This window comes from Shewanella sp. BF02_Schw (assembly GCF_014596695.2).
Classification (GTDB): Bacteria; Pseudomonadota; Gammaproteobacteria; order Enterobacterales; family Shewanellaceae; genus Shewanella.
This window is the reverse complement of sequence record NZ_JABKAW020000002.1, coordinates 577,809-600,450: the sequence shown is the minus strand read 5'-3', so window position 1 is coordinate 600,450 and position 22,642 is coordinate 577,809. Positions and strand designations below refer to the sequence as shown.

Sequence of the window (22,642 nt, the reverse complement as noted above, 5' to 3'; positions counted from 1 at the left end):
TAGATGAAAACCAGCAGTCAGTTGACTGTTGGTTTTATTTTAACAATGTTCAGTGACGTATTAGTTTCTGATGTTAATGATTGTTGTAAAGTAGAGCCCTTATTAATGCCGTGGATTAAACAGAGTTTTAGTATTTTTAAAAGTAATACGACACTCGAAATGAAATTAGATGAACGTCATAAAGTTACATTTGCCTCAAGAATCTTCATTTCACCTTTTTCAATGCTAACTTGGCTATTGTTGTTAACCAGCTTTGTGGGCGTACCTTTGCTATTGATGTTTGTGTTACAGGCATCTCCAGATGCTATTTTGTTAAAAAGCCTTAACTATGTCAAAAAGCCCTGTTGTTAAATCAATAGGGTTTTGTTTTTTTAATGCCTAAAGCATATTAAAGGGATTTATGAGTTATAAAATTTGTAAGCAGACAGATGATTGCATTGTGCTGCAAGATACTGGTGGCATTATCGACTTTGTTTTTGGTATTGGTATGGCGGCAATGGGTGCAGGTGTTATTTATTTAGGTTGGTTCGGCTACCAAGATACGGGCGAGATATTCATGCCACTCATTATAGCCCTTGTCGGTAGTTGTTTATTCTTCCCTATATTTAAGCGTAACCGATTAACGATTGATGCGACCCGTAAAGAGGTGGTGAAAACAAAGTCCTGGTTCGGTATCACCAAAGAGAAAGAAATTGTGACTAATAACAATCTTTCATTACTCGAAATGTCTGGTTTCATTACCGGTGAATTTAACGCTTTTTTTGATCGTCAAGAAATAGTTAGGCATCATTATGCGCTTAAGTTTTATAGCTTCCCTGAATGGCATATCACTATCAGAAATGTATCAACCATGATCAATATTGTGATGTTTTTTGAAAAACACTTTGATACCGATTTGGCATTAGTTGTTCAGCATAAAAGGCATAAATTTAGTACCAAAGGGTTATTAAAAGACCATAAGCCGACTGCACTTCCAACAGGTGATTTAGTACGTGAATCAGGCTTTCAGCAACTAACTATCGGCGGCATGCCTTTTACATCATTAAGATTTTGGCTGTTTGCGATGAGTACCATAGGCATATCATTTTTTATTTCGATATTTATATTATTCTTTTCTGAATCCGTTTTTACGCCTTATGTATCCTTGCCAGTTCAATATGCTTTATCAGCGTTACTGATTGGCTTTTTTTCTTGGGTATTTTTTTACCGCGCAGCGGGGACAAAACTCAGAATTTATAATGATACTTTGATTGTTAAACATGGTGTGTTTAACGAAAAGACCTATAAACGTTCAGATATCATTGGCGTAGTAAACATTACCCGAAATACGTATTTAGTGACTCGATTAGGTGCCGAATGGTTAGCTTTTAGATTACCAACTGAGCACAGCTATGCCATTCACAGCTGGTTAATGCCATACCTTAAACGCTGAATAGGATATTGGCTCAAATCACTTATTTAAATCTCTACTAACAGGATGTTATCGATGAACATGATGAAAAAAGCCAGCTTACTGGTGGCCATTACTACTGCCATTACCACAATGAGTTTTGCTGCATTGGCGAGTAACCAAGCTGCTATTGATGCATTTGAAGCTAAAACCAAACCCATAGCGCAAGATGCAAAAGTGCTATCCGATAAGCAGCTAGTCTTGATGCAAGAGTTTAATCAGCTTATGGATTCTGGCAATGCGTCGGCTGTATTCCAAAGTGGCAAGGTGCAAGAATTACAAGCACTCGGTGAGCAGACGTTGGTGCAAGCTAGGTTGTTTGTCAAAGAGTATGAGCAGTTTTTAGCGCAATTACCTGAAACATCTACCTGCTATTTGCCTGAAAACGTCACAGAATATAACAATCTCATTGATGAGGTCTCTGCTAATAACCAGTCGTTATCTGAATTGAGCGCTACAGTATCACCCGGCGATGATGCAGGTGCCACCATGGCATTATTAAATGTACAAATGCATGCAGGACGGGTTAGCTCTTTTGTGCAAATGTTTCAGCTGGTGAAGATGTGTTATATAACCGAAGCCATGGGTTACACCAAGCAAGATGTTGAGCGTATGGAAGCGGAAGAAGATGGTGATGAGCTGTAATGCTAGTATCTAATATGTCACTTTACATATTGGCAGTGTTTACTTTGTTGATTGTTAATAAGTAACAGGTTATTGAGTTGGATGGGGTGTATGCTATAGCAGTTATTCTATCTAGCATATCTAGTGCATTAGGGATTCATCATTTTTATGGCAGCAGAACGGTCCTTTGTCTATGGTGTGTTTGATTTGGTCTTAGCAATTGTTGGTCGTTTTATTGATAAAGAAAACGATATGATTAAAGCAGGCTAATATTTGTGGCTTGATGATAAAAAACCATTAGCTTTTGCTAATGGTTTTTTACATTGCGAGTAAGCAATAAGCCTCTTATGGTGTTGTTTTTAGTGACAATAAATGATTGTATAATATTTGGGTAAAGCGTTCTGAATTGTCATAAGTCATCATTAGTTGATTGTTTGCGTCTTTCGTGTCGAAAGCTTTATTTAAATTGACTTCAATTAACTGTTGATCTGCAACTAAATAATATGTCGGAAGAATGTGCTCAGCAACTTTGTCATTTATAGCGTCCTCAGTTGTAATAATTAATGGCTGATTACTTGGGCTAATGCTGCGTTCTACTGTAAATGTCGTTTCTGGTTGCAGGTTAATATCAAGCAGAGTGATCTTACTTTGTTGCTCATCGACGATGATAAACTCTGGATATAAACTATCAAATTGTGCTCTAGCGATATCATCAACGGTGATCATATCAGCCGTCTCGTAATCAGGAAGGTCGTAGATTTCATAATTATTGACTTCACGACACATGACATCAGCTTCTTGAGATACGTTTATAGAATATAATGTTTGTGGCCAATTTAGCGTGTTGAATTTAAGACTATCAGGAATAATGTTAAGTATTGAGCTCCAGCTATCACTTGGTGTGAGTATTTTTTCTACATTAATAGTGACATTAACATCTGTTGATTCATACACTGTTTTGTAACTATTACCATCTATAAACGGTTCAGGCGTCGGCAATGGTGCAATGGTATACCAACCGTTATGGGTTGTGTTCCAGCATTCAATTTCTATTTCTTGCTCATCTATATCTTTAGGGAATTCGGTAACATACCCAATTCCGTCAATAGAGGCTGATCCTATAACTGTCTTTCCTGTCTCATCATTGTCTAGTGAGAATGTGCTGAACTGTGACAGCAACGCTAGCGATAAGGTATTAGTGAAACCTTTATCATTAATGATATTACCTAGCACAACATCCCAATCATTTTGTGACAAAATACGTGAATCAATAGGTAATTCTGTAAATCCTAATGCGATAGCTGAATCACTAAAGAGTATATTTGCGGCTAAAGTAAATATGTCGTCTGAGAAGAACTCTTCGATAGAAAGGCCGCTATCACTTAATATTTGCCAAAGCTCTGCATAAGTCGCAGCAAGAATTTTTTCTGCTGCGATTAAGTTTGGAATTTGAGTCGCGATGACTTGCTGTAAATAAGCAATGGCATAGTCTATGCGCATAAAGTTAGCTGAGGCTGATGTTTCCGCTGAAATAGAATACAAGGTGTCTGCATCTAATTGATACAAAATAGCCAATAGAGTGTCTAATTCAGCCGATAATTGACTAATATCACTGTTAGACAGACTTTGACTCTTCATCTCAATCACCCGAGAGAGTTTAATATGGGTCAGGTTGTTAATCGCGCCATTGTATTGTGGGCTTGCGATTAATGTCCCTTGTCCTGCATCATTAACGATAGCTTTTGGTGCTGCTCGGTTAGTCGGGTTTTTAACCTTAAGTGCTAAAGAGCGGGCCTGGATTGCTTGTGTTGCTGTTGCTGTTGCTGCTTGCCAGTTAGCCACTAAGTAATAGTCTGGGGTTTCAACTTCGCTCTTCCAGTCTATTTGATAGTTACTAAAATAACATGGCCACCCAAAACTGTTGGCTAAATATTAAACACTCAACTACGCTTTATTTACCCTTCCTAAATGGTATTTGAAGATGGCCAGACCAAGACAAACTATCGTTAGCTTAGAAGATACACCTTACTATCACTGTTGTTCACGCGTGGTACGTAAGGCTTTTTTGTGCGGTTTTGATAGCTCAACAGGTGAAAACTTTGAGCATCGACGAGAATGGGTTGATGCCCGTATTATTGAATTAGCGACAATTTTCGCCATTGATATTTGTGCGTATGTTGTCATGAGCAATCACTTGCATGTAGTGATTAAAGTGGACGCAGATAAAGCAAAAAACTGGTCAGATAAAGACGTACTGATTCAGTGGCACAAAGGCTTTAAAGGTACCTTACTGACACATAAGTTAGTCAAAGGTGAAGACCTGAATGAATTTGAATTAATGACGGTAAATGACAGTATCACCCAATATCGACAACGCTTAATCGATATTAGCTGGTTTATGCGCTCACTCAGTGAGCCGATAGCCCGAATGGCCAACAAAGAAGATAAGTGCACAGGCAGGTTCTGGGAAGGACGCTTTAAATCTCAAGCACTATTAGATGAAGCCGCAGTATTAGCTTGTATGGCTTATGTTGATTTAAATCCTATTCGCGCCCAAATGGCCACCACACCCGAAAGCTCAGACTATACCAGTATTCAGCGTCGAATAAATTCAGCGATAAAAGGTGAGCAACCAACAGAATTATTGCCTTTTGTGGGTAATGAGCGCTTAAACATACCTAATGGGTTAATGTTCAGTGTAAAAGACTACATCGTACTGGTTGAAGATACTGGTAGGATTATTCGACAAGATAAGCGCGGTGCCATTAGTTCAAGCAGCCAAGATATTCTTAATAGACTCAACATCCCTGCCGAGAACTGGCTAAAAATTACTACCGAGTTTGGCGCGTTATTCAAAGGCGCAGTAGGGGCTTTACCTGCATTAACTGACTATTGTGAACATTTAGACCGAAAGCGACGACAAGGCGCTTCAAATTGCCAGCGCTGGCTGTGTGCTTAAGGCTTAATATCGAGAAAACTATAATGTATTTTGACACTTTGGTTGGTATCAATCAGCTAGTGTTGCCTTCATTTTGGCCTATAAGCTGATTATCAAGTTTAAAAACTTATTTACTGTTTAAAAGGATGTATTTTTGTTTTTGTATAGTCATAAAAGGCTATCGTAATTCAAGTGAAAAGGCAGTAAGTTATTTCATTATAAAAATGGGTGGCATTGTTGGCAGCATTGTTGGCAGTAAGTTATTTCATTATAAAAATGGGTGGCATTGTTGGCATTTGCATTGTTGGCATTTCGTATCGTTGTTAAGGATAACAAATGCAGTATTCGCAATTATCTAAACAGTATAAATTTATCAATCCAGTAGGGCTGCCAGAGCAATTACGCATTGCCACTAAAAGGCATTATTTTTGTAAGGCGTTTTGTTTTCTTGGGTTAATACCTCTGTGTGTATCAGTGCTAATGACTTTAACACTTGATGGAAACCAGCAACTTTTTTATCAAGCTGTGGTGGCATTATTATTATCGACGCTAATATTATTAGGTTTGTGCCAACATTACCTCGTGTTTGACCGTACAACTAACCAACGTTTTGTGCAATTACAATTGTTAGGTTATTACTTTAAAGAAAATAACGGTGAGTCACTGCAGTCAACTGAATTAATCTTGCTGCATAATGTTAATGACAGAAGCCAATACTGCATGAGATTAAACGGTACCAGCTATATGATTGGTACTCTTGAAGAAACATCTGAGCTTGTGTTATTTATTTCACAAAATTTTAATATTACAGCAAAAGAGCAAGTTACTGACTTTCCTAACATCCATACTTTAGATACTCATGTGCCAGCCGCATCATTGGCTGAATCGGGCTCTCAAGGCATTTATACCATGGATATGCCTACCTCTAACTCTAACTCTTTGCATAAAGCTAATGCTAAGCAGACAAATTCCATTGATTCACCGTCAATGTTTATCCAACCACTTTGGCAAGTTCGTATTGGATTAAGGCTGTTATACCCATTACCTTTTATATTGTTATTTTGCTTTTCCATGAAATACATCGGAGGCTTATAGCATGTTTTTCAAACCACTATCGCCAACAAAGGCCGTTATGGCCAAGACTCGTTTACACATTATCACCCGAGTGTTTTTTAGCTGTGTGTTTGCTTGTATGCTTTTAATTGTCATGGTGGATATTGCGCAACACACATATGATGAGGTGTTCATGTATTCAACTCTTGCGCTACTCTGGTGGCATTTCACATTTGCAAAGCGACAAGTCACATTTGATCTTCAAAGCCAGCAAATCACCACCAAAATCAGCTCTCTCTATTTATTAACTCAGCAGGTTATTCCCATCAGGAATATTGCAGCGCTGCAATTACGCCGCAGGGCAAGTAGTAATGGCGGTCGTGCTTACGAGTTATTAATCGTGATGCACACCCAAACTGAACCGTTAAGGTTTGAGTATGGGGGATTATATCGAATGCAATCTCTAAGCAAGCAAATAGCAGATTTCTGCAACATACCGTTTATAAATCAGTTAGATTAACAAGACATGTGAGCTCAAACCGCTAACCGACTCATTTTGTTGTTAAGCGAGTAAAGCACATAATGGACATAGTGACCTAGGCTAGTCGTATCAATTAAACTACGTCACTTTGTTTTTTTAATGCCTAAAAAATATTAAAGGGATTTAATGAGTTATAAAATTATTAAGCAGACGGATGAGCATATTGTGCTGCAAGATACTGGTGGCATCATCGATTTCATTTTTGGAATAGTGTTTGCGTCACTTGGCGCAGGGGTTATATATTTAGGTTGGTTTGGCTACCAAGATACCGGTGAGATATTCATGCCACTCATTATAGCCCTCGTCGGCAGTTGTTTATTCTTTCCTATGTTTAAGCGTAACCGATTAACGATTGATGCGACACGTAAAGAGGTGGTGAAAACCAAGTCCTGGTTTGGTATTACCAGCAATAAAGAAATAGTCACGAATAGCGGTTTATCTTTACTAGAAATGTCTGGTTTCATTACCGGTGAATTTAACGCTTTTTTTGATCGTCAAGAAATAGTTAGGCATCATTATGCGCTTAAGTTTTATAGCTTCCCTGAATGGCATATTACTATCAGAAACGTTTCTACCATGATCAATATTGTGATGTTTTTTGAAAAACACTTTGATACCGATTTGGCATTAGTTGTTCAACATAAAAGGCACAAATTTAGTACCAAAGGGTTATTAAAAGACCATAAGCCGACTGCACTTCCAACAGGTGATTTAGTACATGAATCAGGCTTTCAGCAACTAACTATCGGCGGCATGCCTTTTACATCATTAATATTTTGGTTGTTTGCGATGAGTACCATAGGCATATCATTTTTTATTTCGATATTTATATTATTCTTTTCTGAATCCGTTTTTACGCCTTATGTATCCTTGCCAGTTCAATATGCTTTATCAGCGTTACTGATTGGCTTTTTTTCTTGGGTATTTTTTTACCGCGCAGCGGGGACAAAACTCAGAATTTATAATGATACTTTGATTGTTAAACATGGTGTGTTTAACGAAAAAACCTATAAACGTTCAGATATCATTGGTGTAGTAAACATTACCCGAAATACGTATTTAGTGACTCGATTAGGTGCCGAATGGTTAGCTTTTAGATTACCAACAGAGCACAGCTATGCGATTCACAGTTGGTTAATGCCATATCTGAAACGCTAAACGCTGGATTTATTATAAGCACTTATTTAAAACTCAACTAACAGGATGTTATCGATGAATATGATGAAAAAAGCCAGCTTGCTGGTGGCCATGACTACCGCCATTACGACAGTGAGCTTTGCAGCATTGGCGAGTAATCAGGGTGCTATTGATGCATTTGAGGCTAAAACTAAACCGATTGCCCAAGATGCAAAAGTGATATCAGAAAAACAATTAGCGTTGATGGGTGAGTTTAATCAGCTCGTGGCGTCGGGTAATGCTGCTGCAGTATTTCAAAGCGGTAAGGTTACAGAGTTACAAGCTCTAGGCGAGCAGACGTTGGTGCAAGCTAAGCTGTTTGTCAAAGAGTATGAGCAGTTTTTAGCGCAATTACCTGAAACCTCTACCTGTTATACACCTGAAAATGTCACTGAATATAATCAGCTTATTAATGAGGTCGCAACTAAGAATCAATCTTTATCTGAGTTAACTAACACGGTCGCGCCGGGTGATGAAATGGCTGCTACGATGGCAGTATTAAATTTGCAAATGCATGCCGGGCAGGTGGGTAGTTTGGTGCAAATGTTCCAACTGGTGAAGATGTGCTATGTCACCGAAGCGATGGGATACACCAAGCAAGATGTTGAGCGTATGCAAGCGGAAGAAGAGCAGTAAAGTCTATATGAGTGATCATTTATTAACGCCCTAATGCAGCATCAAAAATAAACCCCATTCGCTTTTGCTTATGGGGTTTATTGTTATCAGTGAAAACGCCTTAAATTAGGCAACACAACTTGCTATGTGACTAGAGTTAAAATACCAGTGGATTAACCTGATCATATAAGTGTTGGTATAACGTTTGAGTAAACCCTGTGTTGTTATCAAAGGTGACTGACACATTGTTAGAAGCAGACGTTTGCATTTTTTCATTGAGTTCAACTCTGATCAACCGCTGCTCATCAAATAAGAAGTAGTCTGGATACACATATTCCTGTGCGGTGCCTTCGACGATTTCAGCCACTTTAATTAATAACTGATCACTTGGACTATTGCTTTTAGTCATTTGATAACGTTGTTCAATATTGCCATCGCTATCAAGCAAGGCAATGGTTTGGTTTTCTTCATCGATAATGATGTCGAGCGGGAAATAAAAATCAAATAAGACTTCGGCTACCATTGTTGTAGAAAGTGTTTCTTCAGTGACAAAGCTTGATAGCGCATATGTTTCATAATCTTGAACTACACGGCACATCACATCATCGGCTTGAGTGACCGTTAAACTATACAGCGTATCTGGCCAGGTTAATGCGTCTAATTTTAACATTTCTGGAGATGTATTTAACACTGATTGCCAAAAGTCGCTGGTGTTGGCGTTAGTGATCTTATTGATATCGATAGTAATAGGAACATTCGTGCCTGTATAAACCGTATTGTAGGTATTTCCTGTAATACTAGGTTCAGTCACTGGGCCATTGTCTTCTGTATACCAGCGCTTGTCTGTTGTGTGCCAACATTCTGTAAGCTCGTCATCGTCTTCATCTAATGGTGCTTCAAATGCTAGGCCTTGGCCGGTTAGAGCGGAGACCCAGACCAACACTTTTGTGTTGTCGGCATTTTGCATAGAAAACCCACTTAGATCAGAAGATAAAGTAAGTGATAAGGTGTTAGCAAAACCGCTTTCATTAATGATATTACCTAGCACAACATCCCAATCATTTTGTGACAAAATACGAGAATCGATAGGTAATTCTGTAAATCCTAATGCGATGGCTGAGTCGCTAAAGAGTATATTAATGGCTAAGGTAAAGGCGTCATCTGAGAAGAACTCTTCGATAGAAAGGCCGCTATCACTTAATATTTGCCAAAGCTCTGCATAAGTCGCAGCAAGTATTTTTTCTGCTGCGATTATGTTTGGAATTTGAGTCGCGATGACTTGTTGTAAATAGGCAATGACATATTCTATGCGGGTAAAACTCGCGGTGGCTGACATTTCAGCAGAAACTGAGTACAGGGTATTTGCATCTAATTGATACAAAATAGCTAATAGCGTGTCTAACTCGGTTGATAGTTGACTAATGTCACTGTCAGACAGGTTTTGATTCATCATTTCTATAATGCGAGACTGTTTAATATGAGTCAGGTTGTTAATCGCGCCATTGTATTGTGGGCTTGCGATTAATGTCCCTTGTCCTGCATCATTAACGATAGCTTTTGGTGCTGCTCGGTTAGTCGGGTTTTTAACCTTAAGTGCTAAAGAGCGGGCCTGGATTGCTTGTGTTGCTGTTGCTGCTTGCCAGTTAGCCACTAAGTAATAGTCTGGAGTTTCAACTTCGCTCTTCCAGTCTATTTGATAGTTACCGTCAACATCTGTAATAGTAAAAGGTTCATCGCTATCACAAACTAAGTTTTTATTTAAATCAGCACACACGGTTGCGCCAGATAATGCCCCTTGGTAGACCGCAAGGCCGTTTACCTGGTGAGTGTATTCTGATGCTACTGGCGGCGTAGTAATCGGGGGAGGTGTACCTGAATCTGGTTGCGTGATTTCGGTATTAGAGTCGTCGTCAGATGAACCGCAACCGACTAAGAGTGTGCCAGAGATTAATATGGCTAATATGCTTTTATGGTGCATTAATGTGTCCTTACATTATGGGGTGAAGTGTTTTTAAAACAATGAAAATATCGAGTGTGAAATATTAAGCGAGCCTAATAATGTATCGTTTACTGGATACATTGTTAGGCTCACTTTTTAAGTGCTAACTGGAGTATTTGATAGAGGATTAACCGGCAGCGAAAGCAAATAATTGGCCACGGTTTTTAATCTTGGTTTTTTTATAAATATTCTGTACGTGCATTTTGACGGTATTAACAGAGATGTTGAGCTCTTTGGCCATTTCTTCGTTGGTTAATCCATGCAGTATAAGTGATAAGACTTGTTGTTCTTTTTTTGTGGTGACGGCAAGTATTTTGGCGCGATTACCTGATGATGGAATACGCTTTCTTTGGAGGATGTATTTAGAAACGGCTTTAGGGTTAAAGCTAATGTCGCCATCTTGTACTTGTTTAATGCTTTGTATTTGATGAGCTATAGAGTCAGAGACACTAATGGCGCCATGAAATCCAGATGAAATAAGGATAACTTCTAGTTCTACATTCAAAGCAGAACAAAATGCAATGTGCAAGTCGCTTTTAAATAATTCAGCAGATAAGTAACCAATTTCTTGTAATGGATTATCAAGATAATGAACCATAATGGCGCTGCCATTTTCGGCATTTGATGCAGCAGACAATTCTGATAACGCGCAGTTCGCATTGGTTGGAATTAAGTTAAATTCAATCAAACTAGCGAGATTTTGAAATTGTCCATGAAGATGGACAGGGAAATCTACGATTATAAGGTTATTGCTGAACATGTCACATTCCTTGTTTAAAAACCCAGCGTCCGTTTGCTGTTGTTTTATACTTTTTCGATGTTTGTTTGTGCTATTTATTGAAAACTTGCAGCAACACTAGCATGTATCAAATCAATAAAAAATGCATTTTGTGTAATCTATTAGCATGAGTGATTATACAATGTTTACTGTAAACCGATGTTTTATTTACATTTGAGCAATATTGATTGTTTAAATAATGCTCAGAGCAGTATCCTACAACATAAAAAGACTATTGCATACGGTAAAATGATTATTTTTAACCCGTAAGCTTATCCTAAGCGGTGTATCACTTATGCTGTTTTTTTGGATCAACGTTTAGGTTTTCTTGAATGACTTGGTTTACCTTTATTCGCCACCGGCTTTTTAGGTTTCGCGCCTCGACCTTGCATAAAGTGCTCTGGACCTTCAATTTTATCTCGTAAACTTTGAGTCGGCTTTTTCTTGGCTTTTTTGGGCGCGTTTTTGACTTCTGAAGATGAATGTTCAATTAACTTCATTAGCGTGCTGAGTTCTTGCTCATCCAAATCGCGCCATTCTCCTACAGGCAGCCCTTTAAGCGACACATTCATAATTGACTGACGTTCTAGCTTGGTCACTTCAAAGTTGAAATGTTCGCACATTCGACGAATTTGACGATTAAGCCCTTGAACTAGAACTATTTTAAATACGAACGTTGAAACTTGTTCAACTTTACATTTTTTAGTGATGACACCTAACATCGGCACGCCTGCTCGCATACCTTGTAAAAATGCTTCGGTGATCGGCTTATTAACCGTGACCACATATTCTTTGTCGTGATTGTTGCCTGCGCGGAGAATTTTATTGACTAAGTCACCATTGCTGGTGAGAAATATTAACCCTTGTGAATCTTTGTCTAAACGACCAATCGGAAATACGCGTTCGCTGTGGTTTACAAAATCGACAATATTATCGCGTTCGGTATTTTCGGTGGTACTCACAATACCTACTGGTTTATTAAGGGCGATGAAAACAAGATCGGCTTCGTCTCGAGGGGCGATATCGTGACCATTCACTTTGACTTTATCGCCAAATTCGACGCTGTCACCAATTTTGGCGCGTTTACCGTTGATAAAAACATTACCTTGCTCAATGTAGCGGTCTGCTTCACGGCGTGAGCAAATACCACTCTCACTAATGTACTTATTTAGACGGGTTGCAGATTCACTCATGGTGGTTCCTTTATCAACATAAACGCACTGCAAAGGCAGGCTGGATCGGCGCAGATAATATCATAAAATAACCGGACAAAGAGCTGTTTGATAAACGTTTATTATCAGTCGTTGAGGTTTCCTATGTCATATAGGTGAGTATCACAAATCAAAACCCAGTTGCGTTGTGGTGTGCTGTTGTTGAGGTAATAGGTTAATGTCGGCCAATACTGATGCACTGTGTGCCAACTGTTGTTGCAGTAAACGGTACAAATCGACCGCTAATTGCGGTGCATTGTGATTGTCTGGGGTGTGGATAAACAAATAGGGTTGTTTGTTTTGCGCGATCCATAAAGGCAGCTGTTTAAGCCAGTTTTGGAAAAAATGTATATTGGCTTCCGCTTGCGGATGACCAATAAAGCGCACCACAGGATTGTTTGCGGTTGCAATGGCGTGTACTGGCACTTTAGGCTTTTTTTGGTGGGCATCTATCACTGCGGCTGTGGTTGGCGCGGCCGCAAAAACAGGCCTCGTATCCATAATGATACGATTGCAGTTATTGTCGATGAGTAAGCGGTTTAATGCTTGCTCTGCTTCACCTTTAGCAAAAAAGGCGCTATTACGTACTTCGACGCCATAGGTTAGGCCTTGTGGTACTTGAGTTAAAAATTGCGCTAACTGTGGCAACGATTGTGGCCCAAAACTGGCCGGAAGTTGAATTTTCCACACCCCGGTTCGGTTAATTAGCGGTTCCATTACGCTAAAGAATTGTTGTAGGGCCGGCCCTGCATGTTGTAGCTGTAATTCATGAGTGATGTGCTTGGGCAGTTTAAAGGTAAATTTAAAATCGTCATGGGTTGCGGCGTACCAATTTTGTACATTCTGTAACGACGGCGTGGCATAGAAAGTAGTGTTACCTTCAACGGTATTAAATATTTCGGCATAGCGCGCGAGCCGATGTGCTTGGCTATTGCCGTAGACGGTTTGTTGCCATTGGTTTTGTGACCACATGGCTAAACCTAATCTTAATGGCGGATAAATAGTCGCTGTTGAAGTGCTATTGTCCAAAACAATCCTTAGACTTGGGTAAGTGTTTTATATAAAAATATCGATATTGTGCTAATAAGGTCTTTAATGGGCTAAAAAACAACATTTAGTTATTTTTGTCTATATCTAATGGCTTTACCCATCTGATAAAATTATCACAATTAGTTACGCGATGTATTGAACATCTCAACCAAAAGTTAAATGGTGCGTTATTGTGATTTTATGCGTTAGATGGAGAGTTTGTGTCTAGTCCACATACAGACAGTCAGTTTGATAATTATCGACCTAATACATCTTCCGCCAAACCGGCTCCGGTTCGTCGCAGTAAAGCGGGTTGGTTATTCATCGTATTATTGTTAGCAACAGCCTATCTGATCGAGTTTGAGGTGCGGACATCGTATTATCAATCTTATTTTTTGCATCAATATGCGACTAAATTAACCTATAAAGTACGTGATTATCGCAGCGATGCAGTGATTTATCCTGAGTATGGTCCTTTTGATGATCGCCATGGTTATAGCCAATTACCGCAGAAAATAGCGCGTTTAATTGAGCGTAATTATCAAATCACTCAGCAAGTGGCATTTTCACCAATGTTGATGGATTATACCAATATTGGTTTTTTCCCACCGTATCATGAAAAAGCCCAATCAGGCTTAATGATAAAAGATTGCCGTGACATGACGGTATTCGATTTCTCCTATCCTAAACGAGTGTATCAAGACCAAGATAAAATCCCCGACCAAATCATTAATACCTTATTGTTTATCGAAAACCGTGAAATGTTGAGTCCAGAAGCTAAATACAATCCTGTGGTTGACTGGCCTCGATTTGTGTTGGCTGCCGCCAGCCAGGTAGCGGGTATTTTTGGGGCTGATATGTCTAAAGCAGGTGGCAGTACCTTGGCCACCCAAATTGAAAAATTTAGGCATTCTAACCACGGCTTAACCTTGAGTATCAAGGATAAGTTATTACAAATTGGTTCGGCAATTGTGCGAGTGTATCAGCAGGGTGAAAGCACCATTGGTGCTCGCCAACGTATCGTACAAGATTATCTCAACACAGTGCCATTATCATCGGCGCCAGGGTTTGGTGAAGTTCATGGTATTGGTGATGGCTTATGGGCCTGGTTTAAAACAGATTTTAATCAAGCTAACCAAATACTATTGAGCCGTCATACTCAGCAAAATGCTGCTGAGCGTGGCAAGGTGTTTCGTCAAATCGTGGCCTTAATGATTGCTCAGCGTCGGCCGTCGTATTACTTACGCCAAGGTCATGAGGATTTAGAATCGTTAGTAGACAGCTATTTACGTTTACTGGGCGGTGATGGTCTGATTGAAACGCAATTGATGGTGTCGGCACTTGAGCAAACATTACAATTTAATTCTAGTAAGTTAGCGACGACTAACCTCGCTAACAATAAAGGGGTTAATGCGGTACGTATTCGTACTGCGGGTATGTTGGGATTAAGTTTATTTGATCTCGATCGCTACGATTTATCGATTAACAGTACCTTTCATGGTGACTTGCAACAACAAGTTAGTGATTACTTACGTAGTTTAGCTCAGCCCAGTTCGGCTGAACGTATCGGACTACTAGGTGAGCGTTTACTGTCTGTGCAGCAGTTAGATAAAGTGTTGTACAGCTTTACCTTATATGAAAGCACCGACAGCGCCAATCGGGTACGGATTCAAACCGACAGTATCGATCAGCCGTTTGATATTAACGAAGGCAGTAAGTTGGAGCTTGGTTCAACGGCTAAGTTACGTGTATTAGCGACATATTTAGACATTATTGCCGAATTACAACAGCGTTTTTCGGCAATGACGGTGGCTGATTTACGCCAAGTGGATGTGGAACGTAAAGACCATATTACACGCTGGGTGGTCGATTATTTGATTACCACCCGTGACCGTAATTTAACCCGAATGTTAGATGCAGCACTGCAGCGCGAATATTCGGCTTCACCAGAAGAACGTTTCTTCACCGGTGGTGGTTTGCATGTATTTAACAATTTTAATAAAAAAGAAAACAGCCGCGTACCAACATTATATCAAGCATTGCAAGAGTCAATAAACTTGCCTTTTGTGCGCTTAATGCAAGACATTGTTAATTACAGCAGTAGTTATAACAGTGAAGGCAGTGTGTCGCAGCTATTGCGTAACGACAAAGATCCGCGCCGTGAAGAATACCTAAAAGCATTTGCTAAGCGTGAGGGCAGTTCGTTTGTAAAACGTTTTTATCGCAAGTATCGTCAGCTTGCACCAGAGCAACGTCTTGAGGTGTTATTTGATGGTATTCAACAACAAGAGCACAAGTTAACGGCGGTTTATCGTTATTTAAAACCTTACGATGGTGCCCGTGAGTTAAAGATTTTTCTTGCAAGGCGTTTACCAGCAAAAACCTTTACTGATAAACAAATTAATGTGCTGTACAACAAGTATGGCGAAGAAAAGTTCAATTTGGCTGATCAAGGCTATATTGCGCGGGTGCACCCGTTAGAGCTGTGGGTATTACGTTATTTAAATGACTATCCAGAAACGGGTCTTACTCAAGTATTAGAGGATGCGCAGCCGCAGCTACAAGAAGTATATCGCTGGCTGTTTAGAACGCGTCATCAAAATGCACGTGATGTGCGTATTCAAGTGATGTTAGAAGTTGAAGCTTTTTTAAGTATTCATCAGCGATGGGTGAGAATGGGTTATCCGTTTGAATACATGGTGCCATCATTAGGCTCAGCTTTAGGCAGCTCGGGCGACAGACCTGCAGCATTGGCTGAGTTAATGGGTATTATTCAAAATGATGGCTATCGTTACCCTACAGTGAGAATTGATGAGCTGCAGTTTGCCAAGGACACACCATATGAGGTGACATTGGCTAATAATAAGCAAACAGTAACGCGGGTGATGCATCAAGAAGTTGCGCGAGCGTTGAAAAAAGCACTGGCAAATGTGGTCGAAAATGGCACTGCGAGAAGGCTCAAAGGCAGCTTGGTGGATAGCAATGGCCAGGCTGTTGTTATGGGTGGTAAAACGGGTACTGGTGATAACCGTATTGCGACTGAAATTCGTAATGGCCGTAAAGTGTCTTCAACCGCTATAAACCGTACCGCAACGTTTGTGTTCTATTTAGGCGATCGTCACTTTGGTACCTTAACGGCGTTTGTGCCAGGGGAGAAGGCCGACGACTTTAGCTTTACTTCAGCACTGCCATTACAAGTACTTAAAGGCATGATGCCGATTTTATCACCGATGATAAACCAGCAAGAACAGTGTCAAACTGGTTTATAAATGATGAATCCAGCTTGCTGCGATCAACAAAAAAGCCCATGCTGTAAAGTATGGGCTTTTTTGTTCGAATTAACATGTTGTTAAACGCTAAAAAGACTGAGCATAACAATAATGTGGCATACTACAGCAGCACTGGTTAATATTGTGCGTAATGTGAGGTAGCTGGTGGTGGTTGATAATTGTTTGGCTTTAAATTCAATATACAATAAATACAGATAACCACTGGCGAGTAGGATAAGCGCGGATAATGCAAATGGTGTTAACAGTGCAATCCAACAAGCGAGAGCGATGATATTACTAATGATAAGTAACTTAGCGATATTGTCGTCTAAGGTTAATATAACCGCTTTGCCCCACAGAGTACCGGCAACAAAACTTAAAATCACTGCGCTATAGCTAACAAACCCTAACATAGTATTTTCGGGTGCTAATAGGCTATGATTGAAGGCTAATACACTGAGAATAATAAAAGGTAAAAGGCCAGCAAAGCCTAACCATTGCCATGTTTTAATGCTTTTCATCCTGTAGTCCTTTAATGCATGTTGATACGGTTACTCATCGTCAAGCGTGTCGATGAATGAGAATATATAACCTCAATTATGGATAATAAACGATCATCAAACAGGCATTTCCGCTATCAGTGTTGAATCGACTTACAATAGGCGAGCTATTGATACGTCCAATATGCCTTGTTAGCAAAACACATGGCAAGTTTGATATTGCAGACTTGAATTAAACCCGTTTTTAACGATTTATCCCATCTCTTTTTAGAGCTGAGGTTATCTATAATATAAATGATCTTGGTGACACAACATAGAAAAGGCGAACCCGAAATGAATATTTCTCTTCATCCCATTACTGAAGCAGATTTAGATATATTGTTTGAATTTGAAAACGACCCTATTGCTAATAAAATGGCAGATTTTGTGCCGCGTAAACGTAAGGCTTTTAACCTGCATTGGCAGCAAAAAGTATTGGCTAATGAAAAGGCGATAGCGCAAGGGATTTGGATCGATGATGTTTTAGTGGGTAATGTTTTATCGTGGATTAATACCGACGCAGCAGCAAAGTCCGACCCACAAATGCGTTTAGTTGGGTATTGGATTGGACGTGAACATTGGGGCAAGGGCATTGCCACCAAAGCAGTGGAAATGTTTTTAAAGCAATTTATTTCGAGCCCTGTTTTTGCTTATATCGAGAAACAGAATCAAGGCTCAGTGGCAGTGGCGTATGCCAATGGCTTTTTCGACGTTACAGCGCAGTATCCGCAATTAATCAGTAAAGACAATTTACGTTTATTCAGACGTGGTAACGTTTAATATTCTCGTGGATTAATGATTGCCGCCGCCACATCCACCGCAACAACTGCCACCATTAGCTTGTTTTTTGGTAGTATTTTCAGCCTGAGATACTTTTTCTGTTGCAGAGTTCGAGTCTGTTACAGCAGTGTCCTGGGCTGTAGGCGCCACATTGCTAACTGGTTCAGCTTGCTTGGCAGGCTTGAAAATACCGCTAATTGAAAAACTCATGGTGATACCTCGTTATGGGAGCTGATTGTGTAATGTTGTGATGAGATCTAGTGGCTAAATTTAAACATGTTTTTTATTTGCATGTTTAAATTGTATAAGGCTTACTTTTTTAGTCAAGTGATATCTGCCGCAAAAAGCTCGACCTGCTTAAGATGTGTTGAGTATCACATTTAACTGCCGTGTTAATTAACGATAATCCAAGCAAGCACTGCCTAGAGCCTTTGTTTTAATCTGAATGAGCGTGATAAACTGCCCATCCACATGTTTGGAGTTTTTATGTCTTTTGCAGATTTATCGTTACATCCCATATTGATTAACCGCCTAGCTGAATTAAAATATCAGCAACCTACGCCAATCCAACTACAGGCTATTCCGGTTATTTTAAGCGGTAAAGACGTGATGGCGGGGGCGCAAACGGGCACCGGGAAAACGGCTGCTTTTGCATTACCGTTACTGCATCAACTATTGACTCATAAAGATGCTTTAGTCGCTCAGCCAGATACTCAATATATTCATTTAACCCCTATTACCGCGCTTGTATTAGTCCCAACTCGAGAGTTAGCCCAGCAAGTGCACAGTAGTATTGAGCAATATGCTTATGGCAGTTCAGTCACTAGCGTGATGGTTTATGGCGGGGTTAGCATTGGTGAACAAATCCGTCAGCTAGCCAATGGCACCCATATTTTGGTGGCGACCCCCGGACGTTTATTAGACTTGTTACGTAAGCGTGCGTTGTCATTGTCGCAATTAACTCATTTGGTATTTGATGAAGCCGATCGCATGCTGGACATGGGCTTTAAAGATGAAATTGTCGAGGTGCTTAAGCGTTTACCAAGTACACGACAAACATTATTATTTTCAGCCACCTTAGATGACCGTATGCTCAGTTTTAGCCGACGCTTATTACGCTCACCACAAGTGATTGAAGTGGCTCAGCGAAATACCACCGCCAGCAGTATTGTTGAGCGAGTGTTTAATGTCGACGCTAACCGAAAATGCGCCATGCTGTGTCATTTAATCAGCCAAGAAGGTTGGCAGCAAAGCTTAATATTTAGCCGCACCAAACAAGGTGCTGATGCACTGGTAAAGCAAATGAATCAAGCTGGTGTAGCGGCTGAAGCATTTCATGCTGACTTATCTCAAGCAGTACGTGAACAAGTATTAGCAGCATTTAAAGCCGGTGATGTGGCCGCGTTAGTCGCCACCGATGTGGCTGCTAGAGGGTTAGATATTAACGAGTTGAATTATGTCGTTAATATGGAGTTACCGTTTCAAGTTGAAGACTACGTACACCGAATTGGCCGCACAGGCAGAGCAGGTAAAGCTGGGCAAGCTATTACATTATTAAGCATCGATGACGAGCCATTATTAACTAAACTAGAAGCCTTTTTAGACCGACGTTTACCACAGCAATGGCTGGCAGGTTTTGAGCCAGACCTTGATTTAATTGCTCCAGTTACCCGTAAAACAACCAAATCTGCATTAAAACAACAAGCACGTAAAAAGGCATTAGCGGCATCTTCACGTGGTAAAAAACGCTAACATGAGTTTTATATTAATTCCATCACACATGACAGTGTGGTGAGTGTCTTTTTACTGCCACATTAATGTCATCTAGTTTGAACCGAGTTGTCACATTAGACGCTTATCTTAACTGACAAATAATTATACCTATATTTGATCCGTTATTTTCAGAGCATATCTAAGGACAATTTATGAGCAAGGCGACATTTGATCCAACTCGTTTTAACAACAGTAAAAATACCCCCTTCAATGAAGTGATGGATAATCATCTATCACGTCGTAATTTTGTTAAGCGTGGTTTAGGCCTTAGTGCTATGACGGCGTTTGGTGGCTTCGGATTAAGTGCTTGTGGCTCTGACAATGACACCGTTGCAGAAACGCCAACAACGCCGATCACGCCAACAGCACCAACAAAAAGTTCTGCAGTATTAGGTTTTGAGTCTATTGCCGGTTCTAAAACCGATGCAGTTGCGGTAGCTGCTGGTTATTCAGCTTATGTGTTAGCACCTTGGGGAACACCCTTAAATTCGAAAGCTGCAGCGTGGAAAGCCGATGGCAGTAATACTGCTATCGATCAGGAAAACTCAGTAGGTATGCATCATGATGGTATGCATTTCTTCCCGTTGAATGATTCGGCAGATGACGGTTTATTGTGTATTAACCACGAATACATTGACCAGGATGCTTTACATCCAACAGGCCCAACGTTTGATGCTGATGGTAAGCGCACTGTAATTGATGAAATCCGCAAAGAAATCAACGCCCATGGTATTTCAGTTGTACGTATTAAATTAGTTTCTGGACGATGGCAAGTGGTCGAAAACGACAGCCATAACCGTCGTTTTACCGGTGCAACCGTGATGGATATTGCTGGCCCACTAGCGTACAGCTCATACCTTGAAACGCGTTATTCGCCCGATGGCAGCCAAGCGCGCGGTACCTTAAATAACTGTGGTAATGGTTATACGCCTTGGGGCACTTATTTAACATGTGAAGAAAACTGGCCGGGTTACTTTGTTAATAAAGGCACCTTAACGCAAGAGCAAACCCGCATTGGTATTTCGACTTCTGACACTCGTTATGGCTGGAGCCATTTAGCCGGTAATGACGATGAACGTTTAGACGAATTTGCTCGTTTTGATGTAACGCCAACGGGCTCAAGTGCGATTAATGATTACCGTAACGAAGCTAATGGCCATGGTTATATTGTTGAAATTGATCCATACAATCCCAACTCGCGCGCCATTAAGCGTACTGCATTAGGTCGCTTCCGCCACGAGGGTTGTGCCTTTGGTAAACTTGAAGAAGGCAAACCAATCACATTTTATTCAGGCCACGATTCACGTTTTGAATATCTGTATAAGTTTGTTTCTGACGCAGCATGGGATCCAGCAGATGCTAACAGTACTAACCGCTTAACAGTTGGCGATAAGTACATGAATGCCGGAACCTTATATGCGGCTAAGTTTACCGAAGACGGTGTCGGTGAATGGTTACCACTAACGTTAGATGGGGTGACTGCCGACGGAAGCACGCTTGCGAGCAGCTTTGACTCACAAGCGGCGATTATATTAAATACCGCTGGCGCTGCTGATTTAGTGGGAGCTACACCAATGGATCGCCCAGAATGGACAACTGTCGATCCATTTACAGGTACGGTATACCTAACGTTAACCAACAACAGTAAACGTACCGACAACACCAACCCTGCTAACCCACGTTTAAATAACAACTTTGGTCATATTATCCGTTGGGATGAAGGTGATGCAGCAACGGAATTTAGCTGGGATATCTTTATATTTGGTTCACCTGCAGATGGTGATGCTGAGACTAACTTATCTGGCTTAACTGACTTAAACCAGTTTGCTAGTCCAGACGGTTTGGCGTTCGATCAACGTGGTATTTTATGGGTGCAAACCGACAATGGTGCCTCTGAAGTTACCGAAGAAACCAACGATCAAATGTTAGCGATTGTGCCATCAACGATGGTAGATGCAGACGGTAATCAACAAGTGGTAACGGCTGAAAACCAAACTCAGCTTAAGCGTTTCTTTGTTGGCCCTAACGGCTGTGAAGTGACTGGTTTTGCCATGTCGCCAGATTACACCGCAATGTTTGCCAATATTCAGCATCCTGACAACTGGCCATACTCTGATAGAGCAGATGAAGAAACGCCTGCAGGCACAACGGTTCGTCCACGTGCGGCCACAGTGATGTTTATTAAAGATGACGGCGGTGAAATCGGCGTTTAATGTAAACCACTTTCTCTGGAAGTCACTAACCTTGCTTTAGTCTTGTTTATGACTTTAAAAGCGTATATTAACCCTGATAGACTTGTTCTATCAGGGTTTTACTTTTTTCTGTGTACAAAATCTAATGATCAGTTCTAATTACCAGCTTTAATTATTAATAGTCTATTTACAAGGACAGCCATGCTAAATGGAATTCATCACGTCGCGATTATCTGTGCCGATTACCCACGTTCAAAAGCATTTTATACGCAAGTTTTAGGGTTAAAAGTTATTGCTGAGCATTACCGTCAAGCGCGCGACTCTTACAAACTCGATTTAGCTTTGCCCGATGGCAGCCAAATTGAACTATTTTCATTTAATGGTGCGCCGCCAAGACCCAGTTATCCCGAAGCCCAAGGCTTGCGTCATTTAGCGTTTAAAGTTGATGATCTCGATGTGGTAGTGGCTCATTTGCAGCAAAACCAAATATCAGTCGAACCCATTCGTATTGACGAATATACCGGTAAACAATATACCTTTTTTAGCGATCCAGACGGTTTACCGTTAGAGCTTTATCAAGTCAGTTAATCGATATCGACCAGGCCGCTGTTTTTGAGCGGTATTCAAACTGTTATCAATGACGGTTTTTATCAATAACCGCGGTTATTAATAACG

General features: G+C 40.4%; 20 protein-coding genes. 13 read left to right on the top strand and 7 right to left on the bottom strand.

Translation table 11 applies throughout. From position 1 onward, the window contains the following. Positions 1–3 precede the first annotated feature (3 nt). The 3 genes from HNW13_RS11035 to HNW13_RS11025 are packed head-to-tail and all read left to right on the top strand — an operon-like array spanning position 4 to position 2,095. Positions 4–351, top strand: a complete 348-nt coding sequence (locus tag HNW13_RS11035) for a hypothetical protein (RefSeq protein WP_182743569.1) — start codon at positions 4–6, stop codon at positions 349–351. A gap of 49 nt (positions 352–400) precedes the next feature. Continuing rightward, complete coding sequence (locus HNW13_RS11030; protein WP_182743570.1) at positions 401–1,432, top strand: hypothetical protein; 1,032 nt, start codon at positions 401–403, stop codon at positions 1,430–1,432. Between the two features lie 54 nt (positions 1,433–1,486). Next, positions 1,487–2,095 (top strand): hypothetical protein, encoded by a 609-nt coding sequence (locus tag HNW13_RS11025; RefSeq protein WP_192115448.1) that lies wholly within the window; start codon positions 1,487–1,489, stop codon positions 2,093–2,095. Positions 2,096–2,419: 324 nt separating this feature from the next. On the opposite strand, the gene HNW13_RS11020 is transcribed toward HNW13_RS11025, so the two are convergent. Continuing rightward, the gene (locus HNW13_RS11020; protein ID WP_192115449.1) at positions 2,420–3,916 is read right to left on the bottom strand and encodes a hypothetical protein; all 1,497 of its coding nucleotides are present in this window, start codon (positions 3,914–3,916) and stop codon (positions 2,420–2,422) included. A gap of 139 nt (positions 3,917–4,055) precedes the next feature. Between HNW13_RS11020 and HNW13_RS11015 the strand changes: the two genes are divergently transcribed. The 5 genes from HNW13_RS11015 (at position 4,056) to HNW13_RS10995 (ending at position 8,418) form a co-directional block, all read left to right on the top strand. Then, positions 4,056–5,033 (top strand): transposase, encoded by a 978-nt coding sequence (locus HNW13_RS11015; RefSeq protein WP_192115450.1) that lies wholly within the window; start codon positions 4,056–4,058, stop codon positions 5,031–5,033. Between the two features lie 315 nt (positions 5,034–5,348). After that, positions 5,349–6,107 (top strand): hypothetical protein, encoded by a 759-nt coding sequence (locus HNW13_RS11010; protein WP_192115451.1) that lies wholly within the window; start codon positions 5,349–5,351, stop codon positions 6,105–6,107. Between the two features lies 1 nt (position 6,108). After that, complete coding sequence (locus HNW13_RS11005; protein WP_192115452.1) at positions 6,109–6,585, top strand: hypothetical protein; 477 nt, start codon at positions 6,109–6,111, stop codon at positions 6,583–6,585. Between the two features lie 147 nt (positions 6,586–6,732). After that, the gene (locus HNW13_RS11000) at positions 6,733–7,764 is read left to right on the top strand and encodes a hypothetical protein (protein ID WP_192115453.1); all 1,032 of its coding nucleotides are present in this window, start codon (positions 6,733–6,735) and stop codon (positions 7,762–7,764) included. 54 nt (positions 7,765–7,818) lie between these two features. Further along, positions 7,819–8,418, top strand: a complete 600-nt coding sequence (locus tag HNW13_RS10995; protein WP_192115454.1) for a hypothetical protein — start codon at positions 7,819–7,821, stop codon at positions 8,416–8,418. A 136-nt stretch (positions 8,419–8,554) separates the two neighbouring features. On the opposite strand, the gene HNW13_RS10990 is transcribed toward HNW13_RS10995, so the two are convergent. The 4 genes from HNW13_RS10990 to HNW13_RS10975 all read right to left on the bottom strand — a co-directional run bounded on the left by HNW13_RS10990 (position 8,555) and on the right by HNW13_RS10975 (position 13,357). Beyond that, a complete protein-coding gene (locus tag HNW13_RS10990; RefSeq protein WP_192115455.1) occupies positions 8,555–10,375 on the bottom strand; it encodes a hypothetical protein in 1,821 nt (606 codons plus the stop codon). Between the two features lie 148 nt (positions 10,376–10,523). Further along, entirely contained in the window at positions 10,524–11,156 is a 633-nt protein-coding gene (locus HNW13_RS10985) for a response regulator transcription factor (RefSeq protein WP_192115456.1), read from the bottom strand. A 329-nt stretch (positions 11,157–11,485) separates the two neighbouring features. Next, complete coding sequence (gene rluF, locus HNW13_RS10980; protein WP_182743574.1) at positions 11,486–12,367, bottom strand: 23S rRNA pseudouridine(2604) synthase RluF; 882 nt, start codon at positions 12,365–12,367, stop codon at positions 11,486–11,488. A gap of 141 nt (positions 12,368–12,508) precedes the next feature. Further along, positions 12,509–13,357 (bottom strand): DUF72 domain-containing protein, encoded by an 849-nt coding sequence (locus HNW13_RS10975; RefSeq protein ID WP_182743593.1) that lies wholly within the window; start codon positions 13,355–13,357, stop codon positions 12,509–12,511. 278 nt (positions 13,358–13,635) lie between these two features. On the opposite strand from HNW13_RS10975, the gene HNW13_RS10970 reads away from it, so the two are divergent. Further along, positions 13,636–16,683: a transglycosylase domain-containing protein gene (locus tag HNW13_RS10970; RefSeq protein WP_192115457.1), complete on the top strand. Its 3,048-nt coding sequence runs from the start codon at positions 13,636–13,638 to the stop codon at positions 16,681–16,683. A gap of 80 nt (positions 16,684–16,763) precedes the next feature. Here the strand turns inward: HNW13_RS10970 and HNW13_RS10965 are convergent, their stop codons facing one another. Further along, a complete protein-coding gene (locus HNW13_RS10965) occupies positions 16,764–17,204 on the bottom strand; it encodes a DUF3429 domain-containing protein (RefSeq protein WP_192115458.1) in 441 nt (146 codons plus the stop codon). Between the two features lie 312 nt (positions 17,205–17,516). On the opposite strand from HNW13_RS10965, the gene HNW13_RS10960 reads away from it, so the two are divergent. Beyond that, positions 17,517–18,002, top strand: coding sequence for a GNAT family N-acetyltransferase (locus HNW13_RS10960; RefSeq protein ID WP_157822781.1), 486 nt, complete (start codon positions 17,517–17,519; stop codon positions 18,000–18,002). Positions 18,003–18,014: 12 nt separating this feature from the next. On the opposite strand, the gene HNW13_RS10955 is transcribed toward HNW13_RS10960, so the two are convergent. Continuing rightward, a complete protein-coding gene (locus HNW13_RS10955; RefSeq protein WP_162022300.1) occupies positions 18,015–18,212 on the bottom strand; it encodes a hypothetical protein in 198 nt (65 codons plus the stop codon). Positions 18,213–18,488: 276 nt separating this feature from the next. On the opposite strand from HNW13_RS10955, the gene HNW13_RS10950 reads away from it, so the two are divergent. From HNW13_RS10950 to HNW13_RS10940, 3 genes are all read left to right on the top strand, one after another. Next, positions 18,489–19,754 (top strand): DEAD/DEAH box helicase, encoded by a 1,266-nt coding sequence (locus tag HNW13_RS10950; protein ID WP_192115459.1) that lies wholly within the window; start codon positions 18,489–18,491, stop codon positions 19,752–19,754. A 173-nt stretch (positions 19,755–19,927) separates the two neighbouring features. Then, the gene (locus HNW13_RS10945) at positions 19,928–21,988 is read left to right on the top strand and encodes a PhoX family phosphatase (protein ID WP_192115460.1); all 2,061 of its coding nucleotides are present in this window, start codon (positions 19,928–19,930) and stop codon (positions 21,986–21,988) included. 180 nt (positions 21,989–22,168) lie between these two features. Continuing rightward, entirely contained in the window at positions 22,169–22,555 is a 387-nt protein-coding gene (locus HNW13_RS10940; RefSeq protein WP_192115461.1) for a VOC family protein, read from the top strand. Positions 22,556–22,642 lie beyond the last annotated feature (87 nt).

Excerpts from the sequence above, each read along its gene's own strand:
- HNW13_RS10985 (WP_192115456.1), bottom strand. The coding sequence starts at position 11,156 with ATGTTCAGCAATAACCTTATAATCGTAGATTTCCCTGTCCATCTTCAT.
- rluF (WP_182743574.1), bottom strand. The coding sequence starts at position 12,367 with ATGAGTGAATCTGCAACCCGTCTAAATAAGTACATTAGTGAGAGTGGT.
- HNW13_RS11005 (WP_192115452.1), top strand. The coding sequence starts at position 6,109 with ATGTTTTTCAAACCACTATCGCCAACAAAGGCCGTTATGGCCAAGACT.
- HNW13_RS10960 (WP_157822781.1), top strand. The coding sequence starts at position 17,517 with ATGAATATTTCTCTTCATCCCATTACTGAAGCAGATTTAGATATATTG.
- HNW13_RS11030 (WP_182743570.1), top strand. The coding sequence starts at position 401 with ATGAGTTATAAAATTTGTAAGCAGACAGATGATTGCATTGTGCTGCAA.
- HNW13_RS10965 (WP_192115458.1), bottom strand. The coding sequence starts at position 17,204 with ATGAAAAGCATTAAAACATGGCAATGGTTAGGCTTTGCTGGCCTTTTA.
- HNW13_RS10995 (WP_192115454.1), top strand. The coding sequence starts at position 7,819 with ATGAATATGATGAAAAAAGCCAGCTTGCTGGTGGCCATGACTACCGCC.
- HNW13_RS10940 (WP_192115461.1), top strand. The coding sequence starts at position 22,169 with ATGCTAAATGGAATTCATCACGTCGCGATTATCTGTGCCGATTACCCA.
- HNW13_RS10975 (WP_182743593.1), bottom strand. The coding sequence starts at position 13,357 with ATGTGGTCACAAAACCAATGGCAACAAACCGTCTACGGCAATAGCCAA.
- HNW13_RS11015 (WP_192115450.1), top strand. The coding sequence starts at position 4,056 with ATGGCCAGACCAAGACAAACTATCGTTAGCTTAGAAGATACACCTTAC.
- HNW13_RS11000 (WP_192115453.1), top strand. The coding sequence starts at position 6,733 with ATGAGTTATAAAATTATTAAGCAGACGGATGAGCATATTGTGCTGCAA.
- HNW13_RS10955 (WP_162022300.1), bottom strand. The coding sequence starts at position 18,212 with ATGAGTTTTTCAATTAGCGGTATTTTCAAGCCTGCCAAGCAAGCTGAA.
- HNW13_RS11025 (WP_192115448.1), top strand. The coding sequence starts at position 1,487 with ATGAACATGATGAAAAAAGCCAGCTTACTGGTGGCCATTACTACTGCC.
- HNW13_RS10945 (WP_192115460.1), top strand. The coding sequence starts at position 19,928 with ATGAGCAAGGCGACATTTGATCCAACTCGTTTTAACAACAGTAAAAAT.
- HNW13_RS10990 (WP_192115455.1), bottom strand. The coding sequence starts at position 10,375 with ATGCACCATAAAAGCATATTAGCCATATTAATCTCTGGCACACTCTTA.
- HNW13_RS10950 (WP_192115459.1), top strand. The coding sequence starts at position 18,489 with ATGTCTTTTGCAGATTTATCGTTACATCCCATATTGATTAACCGCCTA.
- HNW13_RS11035 (WP_182743569.1), top strand. The coding sequence starts at position 4 with ATGAAAACCAGCAGTCAGTTGACTGTTGGTTTTATTTTAACAATGTTC.
- HNW13_RS11010 (WP_192115451.1), top strand. The coding sequence starts at position 5,349 with ATGCAGTATTCGCAATTATCTAAACAGTATAAATTTATCAATCCAGTA.